Origin of the sequence: Tissierella sp. P1 (assembly GCF_002266425.1) — a bacterium.
Taxonomy (GTDB): domain Bacteria; phylum Bacillota; class Clostridia; order Tissierellales; family Tissierellaceae; genus Tissierella; species Tissierella carlieri.
Window position 1 is genome coordinate 150,781 of record NZ_NPMN01000004.1, and the last position, 20,195, is coordinate 170,975.

A 20,195-nucleotide genomic window follows, 5' to 3' on the forward strand; every position below is an offset into this window, starting at 1 on the left:
AAAGCTGATAAAGAATGAAATAACAAAGTGTAGGAAACTAATAGAAGAGTTATAGATATTAAAACAAAAAAATAAAAAAATGACTAAAGATTTCTTTAGTCATTTTGTCGATGGTCGGGGTGAGAGGATTTGAACCCCCGGCCCCATGGTCCCAAACCACGTGCGCTACCAAACTGCGCTACACCCCGTCGCTCACTCAACTATTATAGTATACGACGGATTTGGAGAAAATGCAATAGTATAAAATTGGTAGTATTCGACTAAAATAAGATGAATATAAGATATAATGTAAAAAAACGCACTATATTAAAAATAATCTATAAATATCTCTATATATCTCTTGTTTTTCATATGAATCAAAAATAAATAATTTGAATAATACTATTTTAATATTTAAGTTTTGAAATGCTATCATACATTTCTTCTGCTAATTCTAATAAAATTCTAGATGCATTTTCTATTTCTAGCATAGATGCCATTTGTTCTTCTATAGATGCTGAGGTTTCTTCTGTTCCAGCAGCATTTTCTTCTGAGATCGCAGATAGATTTTCAATGATTACTATTATTTCTTCTTTTTTATTTCTCATTTCTTCACCAGAATGATTGACATCTATTATTGCATTTTTCATTTTTTCTATGGCTAAAGCAATACCATCAAATTTTTCGTGAGTTGTTTCTACGCTTTTTACCTGAATTTCTGTGGATTCTTCAACCTTTTTAATATTATCTACTGCATACTCTGTTTTAGTAGTTAATTCCTTTATTATTGTAACTATTTCTTCTGTAAATTCATTAGATCTTTCAGCCAGCTTTCTAACTTCATCAGCTACAACAGCAAACCCCTTTCCAGCGTCTCCAGCTCTTGCTGCTTCTATAGCAGCATTTAATGCCAATAGATTAGTTTGTTCTGCAATACTTTGAATCATATGACTGGCAAGTTCAATTTTTTCTGCACTTTCATTTGTATTTGTAATTATTTCATTTATTTCCTTTACAGAGGACTGATTCATTTTTGTCTTTAATACCAATTCTCTTATAGTATTAATACCTTCATCTTTTAAAATATTCACTTCTTGTGTAGACATATTTAATTCTTCAATGAAATTCTGATTTCTTTCTACTAAATCACCGAGGATATTAACATTTATTGCACCTTGCTCCGTATCATGAGCTTGATCATTGGCTCCTTTTGCTATTTCTTGAACTGTATTTGCTATTTCTTCTGATACTATAGCTGACTGTTGACTAGCATATGTTAGCTTTTGTGACGCTAATTTTAATCTCTCTGAAGAGTCCGCTATATTTTTTGTTGTATCCCTGATAAAATTTTGAACATTTTTCATAGCATTTGCAATTTCACCAAATTCATCGTTTTGGGCAATAAATTTATCGGGAATCTTCGCAGTAAAGTCTCCTGATGTCATAATGTTTAAATGCTCTTTTGTAATATTAAGATTCTTTGCTATACCTCTAGATATAGAATACAATATGATTCCTAATATAGTAAATACTAAAACCCCTATGGTTATAATAATAAAAACATTTCTATTAATTGCTTTATAAGTTTCTTCCATAGAGAAGGCGAGTTCTAATGTTCCTAAATATTTATTGTTCATATTAATAGGCATTAGAACCTCATATACTTCAGTGCCTTCATTATCATATACATAAGAATAAGGCTCTTGGCTGGTAATGGCATTGATAATGTATTCCTTACTTTCTTCCGATCCTACCTTACTTATATCACTGTTGGCTAAAACTTTAGCATTAGGGTCAATAAATCCTGCATAGACTATATTATCTGCTTCGGATAAATCTTCAACAAGATTTTGGTATCCATATTGTTCTGTTAATTGCTGAACCTTATTAGCAAGAATAGCAATTTGCACAAATTCACCATCTTTAGCCTTTATTGCCCCAAATTTAAAATAATTCCCATTTTCTGATGCACCATCTTGTCTAATATCCTCCATTATCTCATTATCATTACTTTCCATAAACCTAGTCAGCGGATGATCTGCAGGTACTTGCCATCCGATATCTCCTCGCACTGTAGAGTAGATGATTTCCATATCTTTATTGTACCAATAGATGGCGTCTACAGTGGAGTTCTCTACAATACTATCGAGTAGCTCGTTACTTAAATTTCCTTGGTTATTAATAGTAGTTTTTGCTGCGGTTCTCATATTTTCTTCTAGGATTTCGTTGATATTTTTAATTGCATTTGAATTATCTTCTATTCTGTCAACTACTTGACTTGCCAGCTCAAAACCACTCACTTTTTTTGCATCTAATAAATTTTTCTTAAATAAACCTGAAGTAATTATAGCTATACTTAGAATTCCAATAAGTACTAATATTAAGGGAATTACAATCAGTTTAAATTTAATTGTTTCTTTGTTGTTTAATTTTATCATTTTTTTCATCTCCTAAGTTATTGATTTAAAAATTAATTGTATAGTTATCTTTATAGGCTTGCAAATAATATGCCATATGGGTTTTATTTCCTTATGAGGCTTTATCATCCATTTTGTATTATTCAGTTTGTATTACTTATAAATATTTATAATACGAAAGACCTATGAAATAAATTCATAGTATGAATTTATTCATAGGTCATATTGTGTGTAGTTTAAATATGTGGGGAATAGTTTTAAATTAAACATAAGTTAATTGAATAAGGCTAAAAAATACCTTATAATTATAGTAAGATTGGAGGAATCTTTATGCTGGAATTATTAGAAGAGTTACAAACAGAGCTAATAGTAATATTTTTTGCAATGCTGCCTATAATAGAACTTAGAGGGGCAGTGCCTTTAGGCATATCTCTAGGACTTAGTCCAATACATAGTACAATCCTTAGTATAATAGGAAATATGATAATAGTACCTTTTTTATTAAAATTACTTCACCCAATCATGGCATACTTTGAAAAGACTGTAATATTTTCAAAAACTGTAGGATGGGTAAAAAGGAGATCTATGAGTAAAGCAGCTATTATAAAGAAATATAGTTTACTAGGACTTTTTATATTTGTAGCCATACCAATGCCAGGTACTGGTGCATGGACAGGGTCAGTTATAGCATCCTTGTTAAAAATGAATTTTAGAAAAGCACTGCTATCTATATCCTTGGGTATAATAACATCGGGAATTATCGTGGCTACTATATCCTATAAGGTATTTTCAATATTTTGATTATTTTTATCATTATTGACTAGAAATTTTCATTGTGATAAAATCTTTGTTAGATAAAAAATCAATATAGTTCCTTATCAAGAGCGATGGAGGGTATGGGCCCGATGAAATCCGGCAACCAGTATTTATACAAGGTGCTAAATCCCACAGAACTATGTTCTGAGAGATGAGGTAAAGCGAATGCTAAAACCTTTTCTCGAGAAGGTTTTTTTTATGACCTAACTTAGCGAACGATAGTGAGCTTTAGTAGGTCAAACGCAACGAGAACCAAATCTATGCGAGCGCAGCGAGCAAATAGATTTGTGTTTCGAGACTGTGGAAAATGACCTAACTTAGCGAACGATAGTGAGCTTTAGTAGGTCAAACGCACCTACGCTGTCCGTTTTGTCTACAACTCGCGAATGCTCGTTGGACAAAAAGGCAACGAACGCAAAATTCATGCGAATGATAATGAGCAAATGAATTTGTGCAGTGAGACTGCGTAATATGACTTAACACAGAGAAGAATATTTTCTCTTTTACATTAAAATTGGAAAATATAAAAGTGCACCTAATAGAAAAATTTAAGGAGGAAGGAAAGCGAATGAAAAAATGGTTATTTACTTCTGAATCAGTAACAGAAGGGCATCCAGATAAAGTATGCGACCAAATCTCAGATTCAATACTGGATGCAATACTTGAAAAAGACCCCAATGCGAGGGTGGCATGTGAGACAACTGTAACTACTGGAATGGTACTAGTAGTAGGGGAAATCACTACTAATTGTTATGTTGACATACCAAAGATTGCGAGACAAACGATAGAAGAAATAGGGTATACAAGGGCAAAATATGGATTTGACTCAGATACATGTGCTGTGCTTACTTCTATAAACGAACAATCAGGGGATATAGCTATGGGAGTAGACAAAGCACTAGAGCAAAAAACCAACTCTAATGATGAACTAGATTTAATTGGTGCAGGAGATCAAGGGATGATGTTTGGTTATGCATGTAATGAAACACCAGAACTAATGCCATTGCCTATATCATTAGCTCATAAATTAGCTAAGAGATTATCAGATGTAAGGAAAGATGGTACATTAGAATATTTAAGACCAGACGGAAAGACTCAAGTAACTGTAGAGTATCTTGACGATAAACCTGTAAGAATAGAAAATGTTGTAGTATCTACCCAACATAGTCCGGATGTGACCTTAGAGACTATTAAAGAAGATATAATAAAACATGTAGTAATGCCAATAATACCTAAAGAGTTATTAGATGAAAATACAAAATACTACGTAAATCCTACAGGAAGATTTGTTGTGGGTGGTCCTATGGGAGATGCTGGATTAACTGGAAGAAAGATAATAGTAGATACTTACGGTGGATATGGAAGACATGGTGGAGGAGCAGTCTCAGGAAAAGATCCAACAAAGGTAGATAGATCAGCTGCATACGCTGCAAGATATGTAGCAAAAAACATAGTAGCTGCAGGATTAGCAGACAAGTGTGAAGTAGGGCTGGCATATGCTATAGGTGTAGCAAGACCTTTATCAATATATGTAGATACTTTTGGAACTGGAAAGATATCCAATACGGAAATTCAAGAACTAGTTAATAAACATTTTGATCTTAGACCAGCAGCTATTATTAGAGGTTTAGACTTAAGAAGACCGATTTATAGACAATTAGCTGCATATGGACATTTTGGCAGACCAGATTTAGATTTGCCATGGGAAAAGATAGATAAGGTTGAATTATTAAGGAGTTAGCAAATTCACAATTCACAATGCACTAGATGAACAAACCCTAAAGGACTACCGAATTATACCCTGCGGGCAAATATCAGTAGCTAAGCGATGAACACAAAATCAAAAACCATGATTTTGGTTCTCTACTTAAGTTCACAATTAAGGAAGCGACCGCTGGTCGCAAAAAATACTGCAAAGCTAGACCTTAACAATTGTGCATTGTGAACTGTAAATTGCGTAAGTGGCCTATGGCTATGAATTGAATAAACAGGAGTGAAATGAATGTTGATTCTAGAGGGTGTAATAGAAGAAATAAGATTTAGAAATGAAGCCAATGGTTATACAGTTGCAAAACTTAATACATCCGATGGACCAGTTACTATAGTAGGTAATACCCCTTTTATAAATCTAGAAGAGACTGTAAAGGTAGAGGGAGAATGGATATATCATCCTACCTATGGTGAACAATTATCATTTACAAGTATATCAACAGTAGTGCCATCTACATTAAAAGGAATAGAAAACTACCTTTCATCGGGTCTAATTCCCCATATTGGTCCTAAGACCGCTAAGAGAATAGTGGAGAAATTTGGTCTGGATTCATTGGAAATCATACAATATAATCCAGAAAGATTAAAGGAAATAAGTGGCATAGGTGAGAAAAAACTTGAAATAATAGTAGAGGCTTATGCTGAGCAAAGAGAACTTAGAGATATAATGGTATTTTTGCAGCAGTACGGTATCACAGTTAACTACGGTATAAAAATATATAAAAATTATGGCAAAGATACAATAAATATAATTAGTGAAAATCCTTATAGACTATCAGAGGATATTTACGGTATAGGATTTAAAACTGCTGATAAGATAGCAGCAAAAATGGGTATAAATAAAGAGTCACCATATAGAATAGAAGCTGGAATTAAATATATAATAATGGAATTCGCAGGAAATGGCCATTGCTATGTGCCTAAGAACGAGCTAATATCTAATGTTTCTAGGCTATTAGATGCAGAAAACAGTTTAATAGAAGAAGGTATAAGGAATCTGGGACTTAGGGGAAATATTCATTTAATTGCAGATAATGAAGATACTCTTGTATACTATACTCCATTTCATATGGCAGAAAATAATGTAAGCAGAAAACTCGTAGAATTATCTCAGGTCAAATTGGAAGAATTAGAGATAGATGTGGAAAAGGAAATTAAAAGAATAGAAGAACAAGAAAACATTCTATTCGCTAAAAAACAAATTGTGGCAATAAGAGAAGCTTTAGAAAATGGATTAGTAGTTATTACAGGAGGGCCAGGTACAGGTAAAACTACTACAATTAATGCTATAATAAAGATTTGTGAAGATATGGATCTATCAGTGATTCTTGCAGCGCCAACAGGAAGAGCAGCTAAAAGGATGACGGAAACTACAGGAATAGAGGCAAAGACAATACATCGACTATTGGAATACTCCTTTATGGAAGAGGAATCTATGGCATTTGGAAAAGATGAGGACAGTCCTATAGATGTAGATTTAATTATTATAGATGAATCTTCTATGATAGATATACTTCTCATGAACTCACTTTTAAAGGCTTTGAAACCGGGAACCCGTGTGGTTCTAGTAGGAGATACAGATCAGCTGCCATCAGTGGGGGCTGGAAACGTGCTCGGAGATATTATTGAGTCGGGAGTAATTAAGGTTGTAAGGTTAGATGAAATATTTAGACAATCAGAAGAGAGTATGATAATAGTTAATGCCCATAAGATAAATAAAGGAGAAGAACCTATTCTAAATGAAAAGGATAAAGACTTCTTTTTTTTAACTAGAAACAGTACTGATGGAATATTAGAGACTATATTAGAACTTTGTCATGAAAGACTTCCTAATTTTTATGGAGTAGATAAAGTAAGAGATATTCAAGTTCTAACTCCGATGAAAAAAGGGGATGTAGGCATCAATTCACTAAATAAACATTTACAGTCCGTCCTAAATCCTAAAGATAAGTCCAAAGCAGAAAAACAAATTGGAGATGAACTGTTTCGAGTTGGTGATAAGGTGATGCAAATAAAAAACAACTATACAACTGAATGGAAAACAGTAAGAGATGGATTAGAAGTAGATACTGGTGAAGGCGTATTCAATGGAGATTTTGGCTTTATAATTGATATAGATGAAGAAGATAGGACAATGAAAGTTTTATTCGACGATGAAAAGGAAGTAGAATATGAATTTAATCAATTAGATGAGTTAAGATTAGCCTATGCAACAACAGTACATAAATCTCAGGGCTCAGAGTTTCCAGTGGTGGTAATGCCAATTAGTTGGGGACCACCGATGCTTTTAACTCGTAACTTATTATATACAGCCATTACTAGGGCTAAAAATTTAGTAGTATTAGTAGGAGAAGAAAAATATTTATCTATGATGATAAAAAATAATAGAATAACAAAGAGATACTCAGCATTAGATAAAAAGATTAGAAATTATGTATCTATTTTCATGGAGGGATAAACTTGCTTCAAACCTTAAATAGTTTACTTTTTCCAACAAAACATATTTGTCTTTTTTGCAAAGAGAAAAATGGAAGCATTAAAGGATATATCTGTAAAGAGTGTTATGAGAACTTGGAAGTATTAAATAGAGAAGTGCAAATAGATTCCATATATATCAATAAGGTGTATTACTCGCTTTCATATAATAGATTTATTAGAGAGATGATGAAGAACTATAAGTATAATGGAAAGAACTATTTATATAAACCATTTGGAGAAATTATGATTAGGACTATTGAAAATAAAAAAATAGCCGAAGATATAGATATAATTATTTATGTCCCCACCCATAAAAGAAAAGAAGCATTAAGAGGTTATAATCAAGCAGAGTTATTGGCAGTTTACATATCAAAAAATCTTGAAAAACCTTTATTAAGGGAGAATCTAATAAAGACTAAATGGACAAAAGAGCAAAGTCATTCAAATAAAATTGATAGAATCATAAATCTAAAGGGCTCATTTCAAATAAAAGATTCTAGTGAAATAGAAAGAAAAAAGATACTTTTAGTAGATGATATTATAACAACTGGAGTAACTATGGATGAGTGCAGTAGAGTGCTTATAAATAATGGTGCTAAGGAAGTAATAGGTATAGCCTTGACATCAAGCAAAAATAACTAAAGGATGTGAAAGTATGGATATAAGAAATTGTGCTAAGTGTGGAAAAATTTATCAATATGATGGATTTAGAATCTGCCATAGTTGCAGAAAGACTGGTGAGGATGAATTTCAAAAGGTAAAGGAGTATCTATATGATAATCCAGGAGCAACTATTTCGGAGGTTGAAGAAGCTACGGGAGTGGATTCAAGGAAGATAATAGTATTTTTAAGGGAAGGAAGACTAGAAATAGGAGAAGGCAGTAATTTAATATTAGAATGTGAAAAATGTGGTGTAAGTATTAGAACAGGAAGGTTTTGTGATAAATGCAAGAATAACCTTCAAAGAGAGTTGGGACAAGTAGTAGATTCTGCAAGATCAACTAAAAGAACAATAGATAAAAAAGTAGAAGAAAAATTTAGAGTAATAGATAGATATGAAAAAAGAAAATAATATGCTAAAGAAACACCCCATCTTACCGATAATAATAATAGAAAGTTAAGTGGGGTGTTTTTTATGAGAATAAATAAAATAGATAATATTTTTCAAGTGTATAACAAAAATTCGGGGGTCAAGAAAGTTAATTCGGATAAAGGATCAAAGGATATTGATCAAATTAAAATATCTGAAAAAGCTATAGAATTTCAATATGCATTGCAAAAAATTAAAGACGTAGAAGAAATACGTATGGATAAGGTTGAAGATATAAAAAATCAAATTCAATCAGGAACATATCATATAGAAGGGAAAAAGATAGCTGAAAAAATGCTTGAAAGTATTAATTTTGACAAAAAAAATTTAATGGCCGGTGATGAAAATGACTTTTAGGGAAGAGCTAGAAGCGGTGATGGAAAAGGAATTGACTGTTTTAACAGAATTAAAAGAACTTTCATTTAAAAAGGCAGATATGATTATAAACAATCATATGCGAGAATTAGAAGAAACTACAAAAAAAGAAGAAACTCTAATAAATGAAATGGCTCTTTTAGAGGAAGAAAGAGAAAAATTATTAGATACTTGGGGGCTAGCTGTAAACACTCCTATTTCTAATGTAATAGAAAGAATACCAGAAGACAACAGTAGATTAATATATATTAGAGATAAGATGAAGGAAGTCATGGCAGAACTTTCATTGAGAAATAAATTAAACAATGATCTTATACAAGATAATCTAGATTGGATTGATTTTAATATGAACTTAATTACAAATACTCATATAGATCCAGGATATGGAAAAGAAAACAAGAAATCCAGTGGAAATAGTATTTTTGATAGGAAGGTGTAGGAATGGGATTCGGAGGATTATATATATCAATATCAGGATTGCAAGCTTCAAGAAAATCTTTAGACACAGTATCACATAATATATCAAATGCAAATAATCCAAATTATGTAAGACAATCTGCAATACATGCAAGTAATTCATATACCAAATCTGCTGATGGTAGATTTCAAACAGGTACAGGTGTTAATGTTATCCAAATAAGGCAGATAAGAGATGAGTTCCTAGATTTGAAACTTCGACGTGAAAATGCCAGTTTTGGATACCACTATGCAAAAGCACAAATACTTGAAGATATAGAGGGAGTATTTAATGAAATAACAGATAGTGGATTACAAAAAGTAATGGATGGTTTATGGAAAAATTGGGATGAGCTTTCTAAAGAAGCAGATAGCTTAACTATTAGGGGATTAGTACATGAATCTTCCGTTGCATTTGCAGAAACTGTTAATCATATATCAAGGCAGCTTAATGATATAAGACATAACTTAAACAAACAGATGCTTACTAAAGTTGATGAAGTCAATAATATATTGGATAAAATAGGAGAATTAAATAAAAGTGTTAAGCTAGTAGAAGGCGAGAATAGTAGAATGAAAGCCAATGACTTTAGAGATGAAAGAAATGCACTTATAGATAGATTATCAGAATTATTGCCGATTACATCCTATGAAAATACCTTTGGAGAAACAATAATATCTTTACAAGGAAGAGATATAGTTAATGGAAGTTTTATCAGCAGAATAGATATAAAAAATGATAACAATGGGTTAGGACATATATACTGGGAAAAATCCAATGAAAAAATAGATTTAAATGGATTAGGTGAATTGGCAGGATTCATAGATGTAAGGGATAAATCTATGGTTGAATATATGAATAGATTAGATACATTTGTACAAAACCTTGCAAATGAAATAAATGCTTTACATTCCACGGGAATAGATTTAGAAGGCAATAAGGGAGGGGATTTCTTCGTAGGTTCAGGTGGAGTAATTAATGCTTCCAATATCAAAGTTAATCCAGAACTTTCGAATTACAATAAAATAGCAATATCCATAACTGGTGGAATTAGTGATGGAGATATAGCTAAGGGTATATATGAATTGAGAAATAAGACTATCTTTGGAGAAATGAGTACAGATGATTATTATAGAGATATAATCTTTTCTTTGGGAGAAGAGAGAAAGTCTTCACGACTTATAGCGGAAAATCAGGGTTTTCTAATAAATACCATAGATGAAAGAAGACAAAGTATATCGGCTGTATCCTTGGATGAAGAAATGGCCGATATGATAAAATTCCAACATTCATATACAGCAAACTCTAGGGTAATAAACGCTATTGATGAGATGATAGAGACAGTTGTAAATAGGGTTGGATTAGTTGGAAGATAGATTTACTAATCAAAATTTTTATGAAGGGACTGAGTAAATGTTTTTTGGATTTAATTCAGCGGTGAGAGGACTTCTTGCGTCACAAAGAGCCTTATATACCACAAATCATAATATAGATAATGCAAACACGAAGGGATACTCAAGACAACAAGTGGAGCAACGAGCTACTAATCCATTTAAAATGCCAGGTATAGGATTTTTAGGTACTGGCACAGAGATTTACAATGTTAAAAGAGTAAGAGATTCCTTTGTAGATTTTAAATACTGGAGTGAAATGGCTCCATTGGGAGAATGGGAAATAAAGAAAAATTCTTTGACAGAAATAGAAAAACTAATGGGTGAACCTTCTAAGAGTAGTTTTACACAATATATGAATGACTTTATAAAAGTTTAGATGAAATGAGTAAAAACTCATCGGATATATCCTTTAGAGAACCAGTAAGAGAAAATGCCTTAGCATTTACGAAACATATCAATGAAACAACACAAAGATTAATGAATATGAAAACAGAAACAGAACATGAAATAGATGCAAAAATAAAGACTGTAAATAGCTTAAGTGAACGAATAGCAGGATTAAATAGACAAATTTATTCCTTAGAAATAGATGGGAAACAAGTTAATGATTTAAGAGATAGAAGAGAGCTGTTAGTAGATGAATTATCTAAAATTGTAAATATAAAAGTAAATGAATCACCAGATGGAAAATATAATATTTCTCTTAGTGGAATATCCATAGTAGACCATTTATCTACAAATAAACTTTCACTTAAAGCCACAGATACTGGAACTGAAAAAGAATATAAATTAATCTGGGAAAACGGCGGTGAAGTAAACCTAAGATCAGGTGAACTAAAAGGGTTATTGGATATGCTTACAGGAAATGGAGAAGGAAATACTTATAGAGGTATACCATATTTTCAAAAACAATTAAATGAATTTGCCAAAGGGTTTGCAGATAAGTTTAATGATTTGCATAGTAAAGGTTATACGTTAAAAGATGAAAATGGAAATAGTGTAACGGGAATTAATTTCTTTAAATATGACCCAAATAGCCCAGCAGCAACTTTAACCTTAGATAAAAGCATATTAGAAGATGTAAAAAACATAGCAGCAGCAGGAAATCCTGGCGGCTCAGCAGATGATAATATAAACCTTCTAGCACTGATAAAACAAAGGGAAGATAAGACATTTTTTACAGGAGATATATCACAAGGAACTCCGGATGATTTTATTAAATCTATGCTTTCTTCCATGGCAGTAGATAGTTTACAGGCCAAAAGGTTTTATGAAACCCAAGGACTAATGCAAAAAAACATAGACTCAAAACGTCAATCTATATCTGGAGTAAATCTAGATGAAGAAATGGCAGATATGATAAGATTTCAACACGCATATATAGCTTCATCAAAGATGATATCAACTATGGATATGATAATAGATGTTACTGTAAATAGATTGGGAATGGTTGGGAGGTAGTATAATTGAGAATAACAAATAATATGCTTGTAAGTAATATGACATATAATCTAAATAGCACATTACAAAGACTAGAGAGATTGCAATATGAAATGACTGAAGGGAAGAAATTTAGAGTACCGTCAGATGACCCAATAGGTGCAAGTAAATCTTTGAAATTTAATACAGATATATCAAAGGTAGAACAGTATCTCAGAAACACAAAAGATGCAGCCTCTTGGATGAAAGAAACTGAATCAGCACTAAAGGAAATAAATTCTGTACTTCATAGAGTGAACGAATTAACGGTACAAGCTGCCAATGGAACTAATTCCGAAGACTTAGATAAGATAAAAGAAGAGATAAAAGAATTAAAGGGACATTTGATTCAAATAGGTAATACTACCTATGCAGGAAGATCCATATTTACAGGATTTAAAACCGATAAGCCTCTATTGGATGAGAATGGAAATTATTTAGTAGATTTAAAGAAATATGATGTTTTAGATGAAAATGGAAATCCTACAGGAGAAAAAAAGGACGAGATATTTGTATATAATGTAGGAGTTGCAGAAAGAGTATCCGTAAATACTTTAGGAAATAAGATATTTGGTAGTGGAAATAAGGATTATACATCAGATGTTAGTGTTGGTGACAAAGCATATTTATTCGATATGTTTGAGAAATTAGAAGCAGCACTAAATACAAATAACAACGATGACCTTCAATCGGCATTAACAGACATAAAAGATGCCATGAGCAATGTCCTATCTGTTACAGCAGAGATAGGAGCAAAATCCAATAGATTAGACTTAACAAAGAATAAAATAGAAAATCAAATAGTGAATCTAAAAGAGTTATTATCTTTCAATGAAGATGTTAGCTTACCAGAAGCTTATATGAATCTAGCTATAGCAGAAAATGCATATAGAGCAAGCCTAGCAGTAGGGTCTAGAATAATACAGCCGAGTTTAATGGATTTTCTAAGATAAAATAAAGAGGACAAAAGTCCTCTTTTTAAGTTTTTGGGTACAAATGCTCATAGAAGAAGGCTCAAAATTAATGTATAATAATTCCACATTTTGTATTATAATGGAATTAGTGTCGAGATATTTCTTTTAATTGATTATTATCAATTAAGAATAAAGGAGGTAATACAAATGAAGATAAAAACTAGAAATTTTGGAGAAATAGAGATAGAAAAGGAAAAATAATTATTTTTGAAGAAGGAATTCCAGCATTTGAAGAAGAAAAGGAATTTATAATTATATTGAATGAAGATAAGGAAAGCCCTTTTCACTGGCTACAATCAATTAATAACCAAAACTTGTCATTTATTGTCATAAATCCTTTTGAAATATTCAGTGACTATGATATATTACTTCCGCAGACAGCAATTAATAAATTAAAGATAGAAAAAGAAGAAGATATAAACATATATACAATAGTAGTTATACCAACAGATATGAAGAAAATGACAACTAATCTTTTAGGCCCAATAGTAATTAATACAAAGGAAAGGTTAGGTAAACAAGTAATTCTAGATGATGAAAGATACACTACAAAACATTTTATCTTCAATCAAGACTCCAAAGTAGGAGGCGAATAATATGCTGATACTTACTAGAAAAAAAGATGAATCCATAATTATAGATGGAAAAATTGAAATAAAAATAATAGAAATAGAAGAAGGTAAGGTCAAGATTGGTATCGAAGCACCAAAAGACATTGATATAATACGTAATGAGTTATATAAAAAAATGGAAGAAGAAAATCTGGCAGCCCTTAATAATATTTCTAAACTAGAAGATGTAAAAAAATTTTTCAATAAATAAGGCAATTAAATTTGCGACTACTCAAGGAGGAGTAATAGCTACCATGGAAGGTACAGAAAGATTTTGTATTAATAAAAGTGGATTCTGGAAAGTATTGATAGTAGATGATGATAATTTTATACATAGGATGCTGAAAGAAATCAATAAAGATCTTACCTTCGAGGATAAAGGTATAGAGTTTTATAGTGCTTATACATCTCAAGAAGCAGTTAATATATTAAAAAGGAATGAGGATATAGCCTTAGTATTATTGGATGTATTTTTAGAAGAAAAAGACTCGGGTCTAGGCTTGGCAAAATATATTAGAGAAGATCTGAAAAATACGGATATTAGAATTGTTTTAATGACAGGGAAAGGTTCTAGTAGTTTACAAGATGAAATCATATTGAACTATGATATAAATGGCTATGAAAACAAAACAGATTTATTTTCTAAAAAAATGAATACAGTTATTTTATCATCCCTAAGATCCTTTAGGGATATTAATCGCATAAAAAACAATAGAGAGTCAATGGAAAAAGTAGTATCATCCATATCTAAACTATATGAAAAGGACGCGTTAAATGATTTTTTAATATCTAGTCTATGTCATCTTAGTTCATTAATCAATCAATGTAAAGGTAGAGATGAATGCAATATTAACTCCTTTGCAGCAGTTAGGCAAGGTGAAACTCACATATTTAATATAGTTGGCGGAACTGGTAAGTATAAGGATTCTATCAATAAAAAAATAAGAGAAACTGTCTCAGAAACTGATTTAATAAAAGCAAATAAAATATATAATGGTGGAGACCATGAACTCTTTGATAATTGTTATATAGCTAGATATAGAAGTACAGCAGGAAATGAAGCTATTATATTTATAGAGAATGATGACAATGTTGATTATGTGGATATGGAATTATTAGATGTATTTCACAAAAGTATATCTGCAACTTTCGATAACCTATGTCTAAATTTAGAAATAGAAGCAACTCAGAAAGAAATATTATACACATTAGGAGAAGTTACAGAAGCAAGATCAGAAGAAACAGGCTCACATGTAAAGAGAGTCTCTAAATATTGTAAGTTACTAGCAGAAGAATATGGATTATCACAGAGAGATACTATGCTCCTTACCCATGCTTCACCAATACATGACATAGGCAAGGTTGCAGTTCCTGATAATATATTGCTTAAACCTAGTAAATTAACGTTAGAGGAATTTAATGTAGTAAAAACACACACAACAATAGGATATAATCTACTAAAGAATTCAAAAAGAGAAATCCTAAAGGCAGCATCCATAGTGGCTCATGAACATCACGAAAGATACGATGGGAAAGGTTATCCAAGAGGATTAAAAGGAGAAGAAATACATATCTATGGAAGGATAGCAGCAATAGCTGATGTATTTGATGCATTAGGATCTCCTAGAGTATATAAAAAAGCTTGGGTGATAAATGATATACTAAAATATTTTAAAGAAGAAAGTGGAAAACACTTTGATCCGAACCTAGTGGACATACTATTTGACAATTTAGATAAATTTTTGCAGATAAAAGAAAAATATTCTGATGAAAATGCTAAAGTTATTGGACAAGCGTCCGATAATAATAATGAAAGTTAAAAAACCTTTTGGCCAAAGGTACTAAAATATTTTGGCAAGGATGCCAACAAACAAAATCAAGGAGGAATAAAAATGAGAATTAATAACAACTTAATGGCAATGAACACTCACAGACAATTAGGTATATCAACAAATGCTGGTGCTAAATCTATGGAGAAATTATCATCTGGTTACAGAATTAACAGAGCAGGAGACGATGCAGCTGGATTATCAATCTCCGAAAAAATGAGAGGTCAAATTAGAGGACTTAATCAAGCATCAAGAAACTCTCAAGATGGTATCTCACTTATTCAAACAGCAGAAGGTGCATTAGATGAAGTTCATTCAATGTTACAAAGAATAAGAGAATTAGCAGTACAATCAGCTAACGATACAAATGATGATACTGTTGATAGGGCAGCTCTTCAAGAAGAGGTAAAAGCTTTACAAGATGAAATTACTGCTATTGGAACTAGAGCAGAATTTAATGGTATGAAATTATTAGATGGTAATTTCACAGACAAACAATTCCAAATCGGAGCTAATAGTGGTCAAAATATGAAGGTGTCAATTAGTGGATTGACAGCTGTTGTTGCAAGTGGATTAGCTGCTGACGTTAGTTCTAGAGTTAAAGCAGAATCTGGAATTACAAGAGCTAATGGTTCAATTAAGGCATTATCTACACAAAGATCAAAATTAGGTGCTCTTCAAAACAGACTAGAACATACAATCAAAAACTTAGACAACTCAGCAGAAAACTTACAAGCTGCAGAATCAAGAATCAGAGACGTAGACATGGCAAAAGAAATGATGGAGCAAACAAGACAAAACATATTACAACAAGCAAGTACAGCTATGTTAGCTCAAGCAAACCAGGCTCCTCAAACAGTATTACAATTATTAAGATAATTGAACAAATTTCAAGAGGCGAACTAAAACCAGAGGATTTTCCTCTGGTTTTTTGTGCGTAGATAAATCTTATAATTTATTTGTGACAATATACCAAAATGAGGTATTATATAAATATATATCTAATTTTGTCGATAATATATACATAGAAAAGAATGGGGGTATTATGTTGAAAATTTATATAGAAGATCAAACTCTGGAGGTTGAAAATAGCAAGGATGTAATTGATAAGATATTGAATGAAATAGATACTATAATAGTTAATTCATCAAAGATACTAAGTCATATGATAATAGATGGACTTGAAGTATATGAAAACTATTATGATTACTTTTTAGACAATATTAGAGTAATAGAAAAGGTAGAAATAGTTGCCTTGACTTATAAGGAACTAGTGGATGATATATTAGCCTCTACTTTAAGTTACCTTGAAAGAACGCCAGACATAATAGAAAGTCTAGCAGATAAATTTTATAAAAATTCAGATACTGACGCATGGAATGATTTAAATGATTTGCTTGGTGGTATAAGTTGGATAGTAAATACATCTTCCTCCATAGATCAGGATGAAAGGTTAAAGGATATAGTATCAAGATATGAGGATTGGAATTTATATGTAAAAGAATTATTCTCATTACAAAAGATATTGCCAGATTTTGAAAATGCATTATCAAGCGGTGATAATGTTACAATAGCGGATATACTATCTTATGAAATTATAGCCATCTTTAAAGAAATGGCAGGTCGATTATCAAGTTTAGTAAGTGTGGAGGCAAATTTATATGATCTTAACTGATAATATAAATATATTAAAAGAATCAGACCCTCAAATTTGGGATAAGCTAAAGCAATATGAGGATGAGAAAAATAGGCTTTTATTTCAAATAGAAGAAACAAGAAAAGGAGATAAAACCTTAATTATAACTAAGGACAATAATAAAATCTATCTCCATAGCAAATATGATCCTATAAGAGAAGCCAATACAATAGTAGAATCCTATGAAGATATAGATGAGAACTCAAATATTATTTTCTATGGCACAGGATTAGGCTACCATATAAAATTAATTTTAGAGAAATATCCAAATATAAAATATTATATATTTGAGCCTATACCAGAATTGATGTATAATTTTCTATCAAATATAAATCTAGGAGATTTCTCTAAAGGAAGATTGATGGGAATAAACCTAGGAGAAGGTAATAATATAGAAAAACTAGATAGATTTATTGACCAGAATAGGGGAGAACTAGAGATTATAAACCTACCTTCACATAAACAAAACTTTGTTGATGAATTTGATAGATTTAATGAAATGTTCAGGACACTTATTAAAGATAAAAGATCTCAATTAGCCACGAACTATTCATTCCAGAAAAGATGGATAATAAATAGTATGAAAAACTTTGGAGAAGTATTATCCACTCCAAATATTTTAATTGAAAAAAAAGGGGAATTTAAAGGGAAAACTGCCATACTAGTAGCAGCAGGACCTTCATTAAACGAAGAAATAGAAAATCTTAGATATATTAAGGAAAATGGGTTGGCCTATATATTTAGTGTAGGATCGTCAATAAATACCTTAATTCATCATAATATTTATCCAGATGCTGCATGTACCTATGATCCTACAGAAAAGAATCAAATAGTATTTCAAATGGCTAAGGAAAGAGATATAAAAGAAATTCCTATGATATTTGGTTCATCTGTTGGATTTGAGACACTTGAAAATTATCTAGGAGATAAATACCATATGATAACATCCCAAGATACTGTATCAAATTATTATTTAAAAGTTGAAGATGAGGATGCCATAAATATAGTTCATGACGCATCTTCCATTGCAGTGATTACGATTCAATTGTTGTATCAATTAGGATTTAGTTCTATTATCTTAGTAGGACAAAATCTAGGATATAGAGGAAAAGAACATTACTCTGAAGGAATATCCTATAGCAATGGTTTATCAGGAGAAGAAATAGAAAAGGGAATAAAGGTAAAAGATGTTTATGGAAATGAAATATTAAGCAATGAAGGATTTAATTCTATGAGGCAACAAATAGAACACTATATAGAACAACTCCCAAATATAAAAGTAATAAATACTACAAAAGGTGGAGCTCATATAAAAGGAACAACCTTTATAGAACTTAATGATATAATAGATAAGGATTTAAAAGAAAATATAGTTAAAGAAAATTGGTTAGAAGGAAGCAAAACAAAATATGACAAAGAATACTTACAATTAAGACTTAAAGCCATGGATAAATCCTATGATAATGCTATAAAGGTAAATAAAGAATATAATAGCGTATTAAATAGAATAGAAAAAACCATAAACAATAGAAATTATTATCAAGCAGAAAACCTATATATTAAATTAGATAAGGAATTGAGAAAGATAGAGAACAATGATTTTTATAAAACATTCATATTGCCTATGAATAGAGTCCAATATAAAATATTGGTTGATAGTATAGATAGTTTAAATGAAATAAAAGATCCCTATGAAAAAGGTAGAAAGATAGCAGAAAGCTTTAGAAATTTTATAGATGTATGCACTAAAGATATAGAAACTATAGTTCCTACTTATAATGAAATGAAGGAATCTATATCAAAATACAGTCAATCGTCTTTATAGGAAGGTGAGTAATATGCAGAAAGTTTTAATTACAGGAGCAGACGGATTCATTGGTAGTCATTTAGTTGAAAAGTTGGTAGAAGAAGGTTATAAGGTAAGAGCCTTTGCCTACTATAATTCCTTTAATTCATGGGGCTGGTTAGATACATTATCTAAAGATATTCTAAATGAAATAGAAGTATTTACGGGGGATATAAGAGATCCAAATGGAGTTAAGGAAGCTATGAAAGGTATAGGGGAAGTTTTTCATTTAGCTGCTTTAGTAGCCATACCATTTAGTTATCATTCACCAGACTCCTATGTGGATACAAATATCAAAGGGACATTAAATGTATTACAGGCTGCAAGGGATTTAGGGACAAGTAGAATATTAGTTACTTCAACATCAGAAGTATATGGTACAGCAAAATATGTCCCTATAGATGAAGAACATCCATATCAGGGACAATCACCATATTCCGCAACTAAAATAGGTGCTGATAGAGTAGCAGAGTCATTTTATAGAAGCTTTGATATGCCTATTACCATAGTTAGACCATTTAACACCTATGGTCCAAGGCAATCAGCAAGAGCAGTTATACCTACTATAATTACACAGCTGTTAGCAGGAAAAGAAGAGATTAAACTAGGTTCATTAACTCCTACTAGAGATTTTAATTATGTAAAAGATACAGTACAAGGATTTATTGAGATTGCAAAAGCTATTAATACAATAGGTGAAGAAATAAATATTGCAACACAGCAAGAGATATCAATAGGTAAACTTGCACAAGAAATGATTAATCAAATTAACTCTAGTGCAAGAATAATATGTGAAGAAGAAAGATTAAGACCAGAAAAGTCTGAAGTAAATAGGTTGTTAGGGTCCAATGAAAAGATAAAAAGAATGACAAATTGGAGACCAAACTATACTTTAGAACAAGGATTGGCTGAAACTATAGAATGGATAAAAAACAACTTAGATAAATATAAAATTGATATATATAATATTTAGGGGCGATAGAA

General features: G+C 31.3%; 19 protein-coding genes, 1 tRNA gene and 1 riboswitch. Of the genes, 18 read left to right on the forward strand and 2 right to left on the reverse strand.

Annotated elements, in window-relative coordinates:
- Positions 1 to 111 precede the first annotated feature (111 nt).
- Positions 112 to 188: transfer RNA gene (locus tag CIW83_RS04310), tRNA-Pro, on the reverse strand.
- Between the two features lie 198 nt (positions 189 to 386).
- Complete coding sequence (locus CIW83_RS22095) at positions 387 to 2,417, reverse strand: methyl-accepting chemotaxis protein (protein WP_158220010.1); 2,031 nt, start codon at positions 2,415 to 2,417, stop codon at positions 387 to 389.
- Positions 2,418 to 2,726: 309 nt separating this feature from the next.
- On the opposite strand from CIW83_RS22095, the gene CIW83_RS04320 reads away from it, so the two are divergent.
- The 18 genes from CIW83_RS04320 to CIW83_RS04400 all read left to right on the forward strand — a co-directional run bounded on the left by CIW83_RS04320 (position 2,727) and on the right by CIW83_RS04400 (position 20,184).
- Positions 2,727 to 3,197 (forward strand): small multi-drug export protein, encoded by a 471-nt coding sequence (locus tag CIW83_RS04320; RefSeq protein WP_094899639.1) that lies wholly within the window; start codon positions 2,727 to 2,729, stop codon positions 3,195 to 3,197.
- 71 nt (positions 3,198 to 3,268) lie between these two features.
- A riboswitch (SAM riboswitch) is annotated at positions 3,269 to 3,370 on the forward strand.
- Between the two features lie 410 nt (positions 3,371 to 3,780).
- Positions 3,781 to 4,953, forward strand: a complete 1,173-nt coding sequence (gene metK / locus CIW83_RS04325) for a methionine adenosyltransferase (RefSeq protein WP_094899640.1) — start codon at positions 3,781 to 3,783, stop codon at positions 4,951 to 4,953.
- Between the two features lie 261 nt (positions 4,954 to 5,214).
- Positions 5,215 to 7,440, forward strand: coding sequence for an ATP-dependent RecD-like DNA helicase (locus CIW83_RS04330; RefSeq protein WP_094899641.1), 2,226 nt, complete (start codon positions 5,215 to 5,217; stop codon positions 7,438 to 7,440).
- 2 nt (positions 7,441 to 7,442) lie between these two features.
- The gene (locus CIW83_RS04335; protein ID WP_094899642.1) at positions 7,443 to 8,102 is read left to right on the forward strand and encodes a ComF family protein; all 660 of its coding nucleotides are present in this window, start codon (positions 7,443 to 7,445) and stop codon (positions 8,100 to 8,102) included.
- Positions 8,103 to 8,115: 13 nt separating this feature from the next.
- Positions 8,116 to 8,532, forward strand: coding sequence for a TIGR03826 family flagellar region protein (locus CIW83_RS04340; protein WP_094899643.1), 417 nt, complete (start codon positions 8,116 to 8,118; stop codon positions 8,530 to 8,532).
- A 63-nt stretch (positions 8,533 to 8,595) separates the two neighbouring features.
- The gene (gene flgM, locus CIW83_RS04345; RefSeq protein WP_094899644.1) at positions 8,596 to 8,907 is read left to right on the forward strand and encodes a flagellar biosynthesis anti-sigma factor FlgM; all 312 of its coding nucleotides are present in this window, start codon (positions 8,596 to 8,598) and stop codon (positions 8,905 to 8,907) included.
- A complete protein-coding gene (gene flgN / locus CIW83_RS04350; RefSeq protein ID WP_158220011.1) occupies positions 8,897 to 9,364 on the forward strand; it encodes a flagellar export chaperone FlgN in 468 nt (155 codons plus the stop codon). Before flgM ends, flgN begins: the two co-directional genes overlap by 11 nt.
- A gap of 2 nt (positions 9,365 to 9,366) precedes the next feature.
- The gene (flgK, locus tag CIW83_RS04355; protein WP_094899646.1) at positions 9,367 to 10,758 is read left to right on the forward strand and encodes a flagellar hook-associated protein FlgK; all 1,392 of its coding nucleotides are present in this window, start codon (positions 9,367 to 9,369) and stop codon (positions 10,756 to 10,758) included.
- Positions 10,759 to 10,795: 37 nt separating this feature from the next.
- Positions 10,796 to 11,152: a hypothetical protein gene (locus CIW83_RS22645; RefSeq protein ID WP_201259671.1), complete on the forward strand. Its 357-nt coding sequence runs from the start codon at positions 10,796 to 10,798 to the stop codon at positions 11,150 to 11,152.
- A 5-nt stretch (positions 11,153 to 11,157) separates the two neighbouring features.
- Complete coding sequence (gene flgK, locus CIW83_RS04360; protein WP_201259672.1) at positions 11,158 to 12,237, forward strand: flagellar hook-associated protein FlgK; 1,080 nt, start codon at positions 11,158 to 11,160, stop codon at positions 12,235 to 12,237.
- Positions 12,238 to 12,242: 5 nt separating this feature from the next.
- Complete coding sequence (gene flgL / locus CIW83_RS04365; RefSeq protein WP_094899647.1) at positions 12,243 to 13,208, forward strand: flagellar hook-associated protein FlgL; 966 nt, start codon at positions 12,243 to 12,245, stop codon at positions 13,206 to 13,208.
- Positions 13,209 to 13,477: 269 nt separating this feature from the next.
- Positions 13,478 to 13,825, forward strand: a complete 348-nt coding sequence (gene fliW / locus CIW83_RS04370; RefSeq protein ID WP_304440612.1) for a flagellar assembly protein FliW — start codon at positions 13,478 to 13,480, stop codon at positions 13,823 to 13,825.
- A gap of 1 nt (position 13,826) precedes the next feature.
- Positions 13,827 to 14,051 (forward strand): carbon storage regulator CsrA, encoded by a 225-nt coding sequence (gene csrA, locus CIW83_RS04375; RefSeq protein ID WP_094899648.1) that lies wholly within the window; start codon positions 13,827 to 13,829, stop codon positions 14,049 to 14,051.
- Positions 14,052 to 14,094: 43 nt separating this feature from the next.
- Positions 14,095 to 15,660 carry a response regulator gene (locus CIW83_RS04380; protein ID WP_094899649.1) on the forward strand — a complete coding sequence of 522 codons (1,566 nt, stop codon included), beginning with the start codon at positions 14,095 to 14,097 and terminating at the stop codon, positions 15,658 to 15,660.
- Between the two features lie 72 nt (positions 15,661 to 15,732).
- A complete protein-coding gene (locus CIW83_RS04385) occupies positions 15,733 to 16,548 on the forward strand; it encodes a flagellin (protein ID WP_094899650.1) in 816 nt (271 codons plus the stop codon).
- A 169-nt stretch (positions 16,549 to 16,717) separates the two neighbouring features.
- Positions 16,718 to 17,344: a hypothetical protein gene (locus CIW83_RS04390; RefSeq protein WP_094899651.1), complete on the forward strand. Its 627-nt coding sequence runs from the start codon at positions 16,718 to 16,720 to the stop codon at positions 17,342 to 17,344.
- Positions 17,331 to 19,190 carry a 6-hydroxymethylpterin diphosphokinase MptE-like protein gene (locus CIW83_RS04395; RefSeq protein ID WP_094899652.1) on the forward strand — a complete coding sequence of 620 codons (1,860 nt, stop codon included), beginning with the start codon at positions 17,331 to 17,333 and terminating at the stop codon, positions 19,188 to 19,190. The genes CIW83_RS04390 and CIW83_RS04395 overlap by 14 nt, the downstream gene beginning before the upstream one ends.
- A 13-nt stretch (positions 19,191 to 19,203) precedes the next feature.
- Positions 19,204 to 20,184 (forward strand): NAD-dependent 4,6-dehydratase LegB, encoded by a 981-nt coding sequence (locus CIW83_RS04400; protein WP_094899653.1) that lies wholly within the window; start codon positions 19,204 to 19,206, stop codon positions 20,182 to 20,184.
- The last annotated feature ends 11 nt before the right edge of the window (positions 20,185 to 20,195 follow it).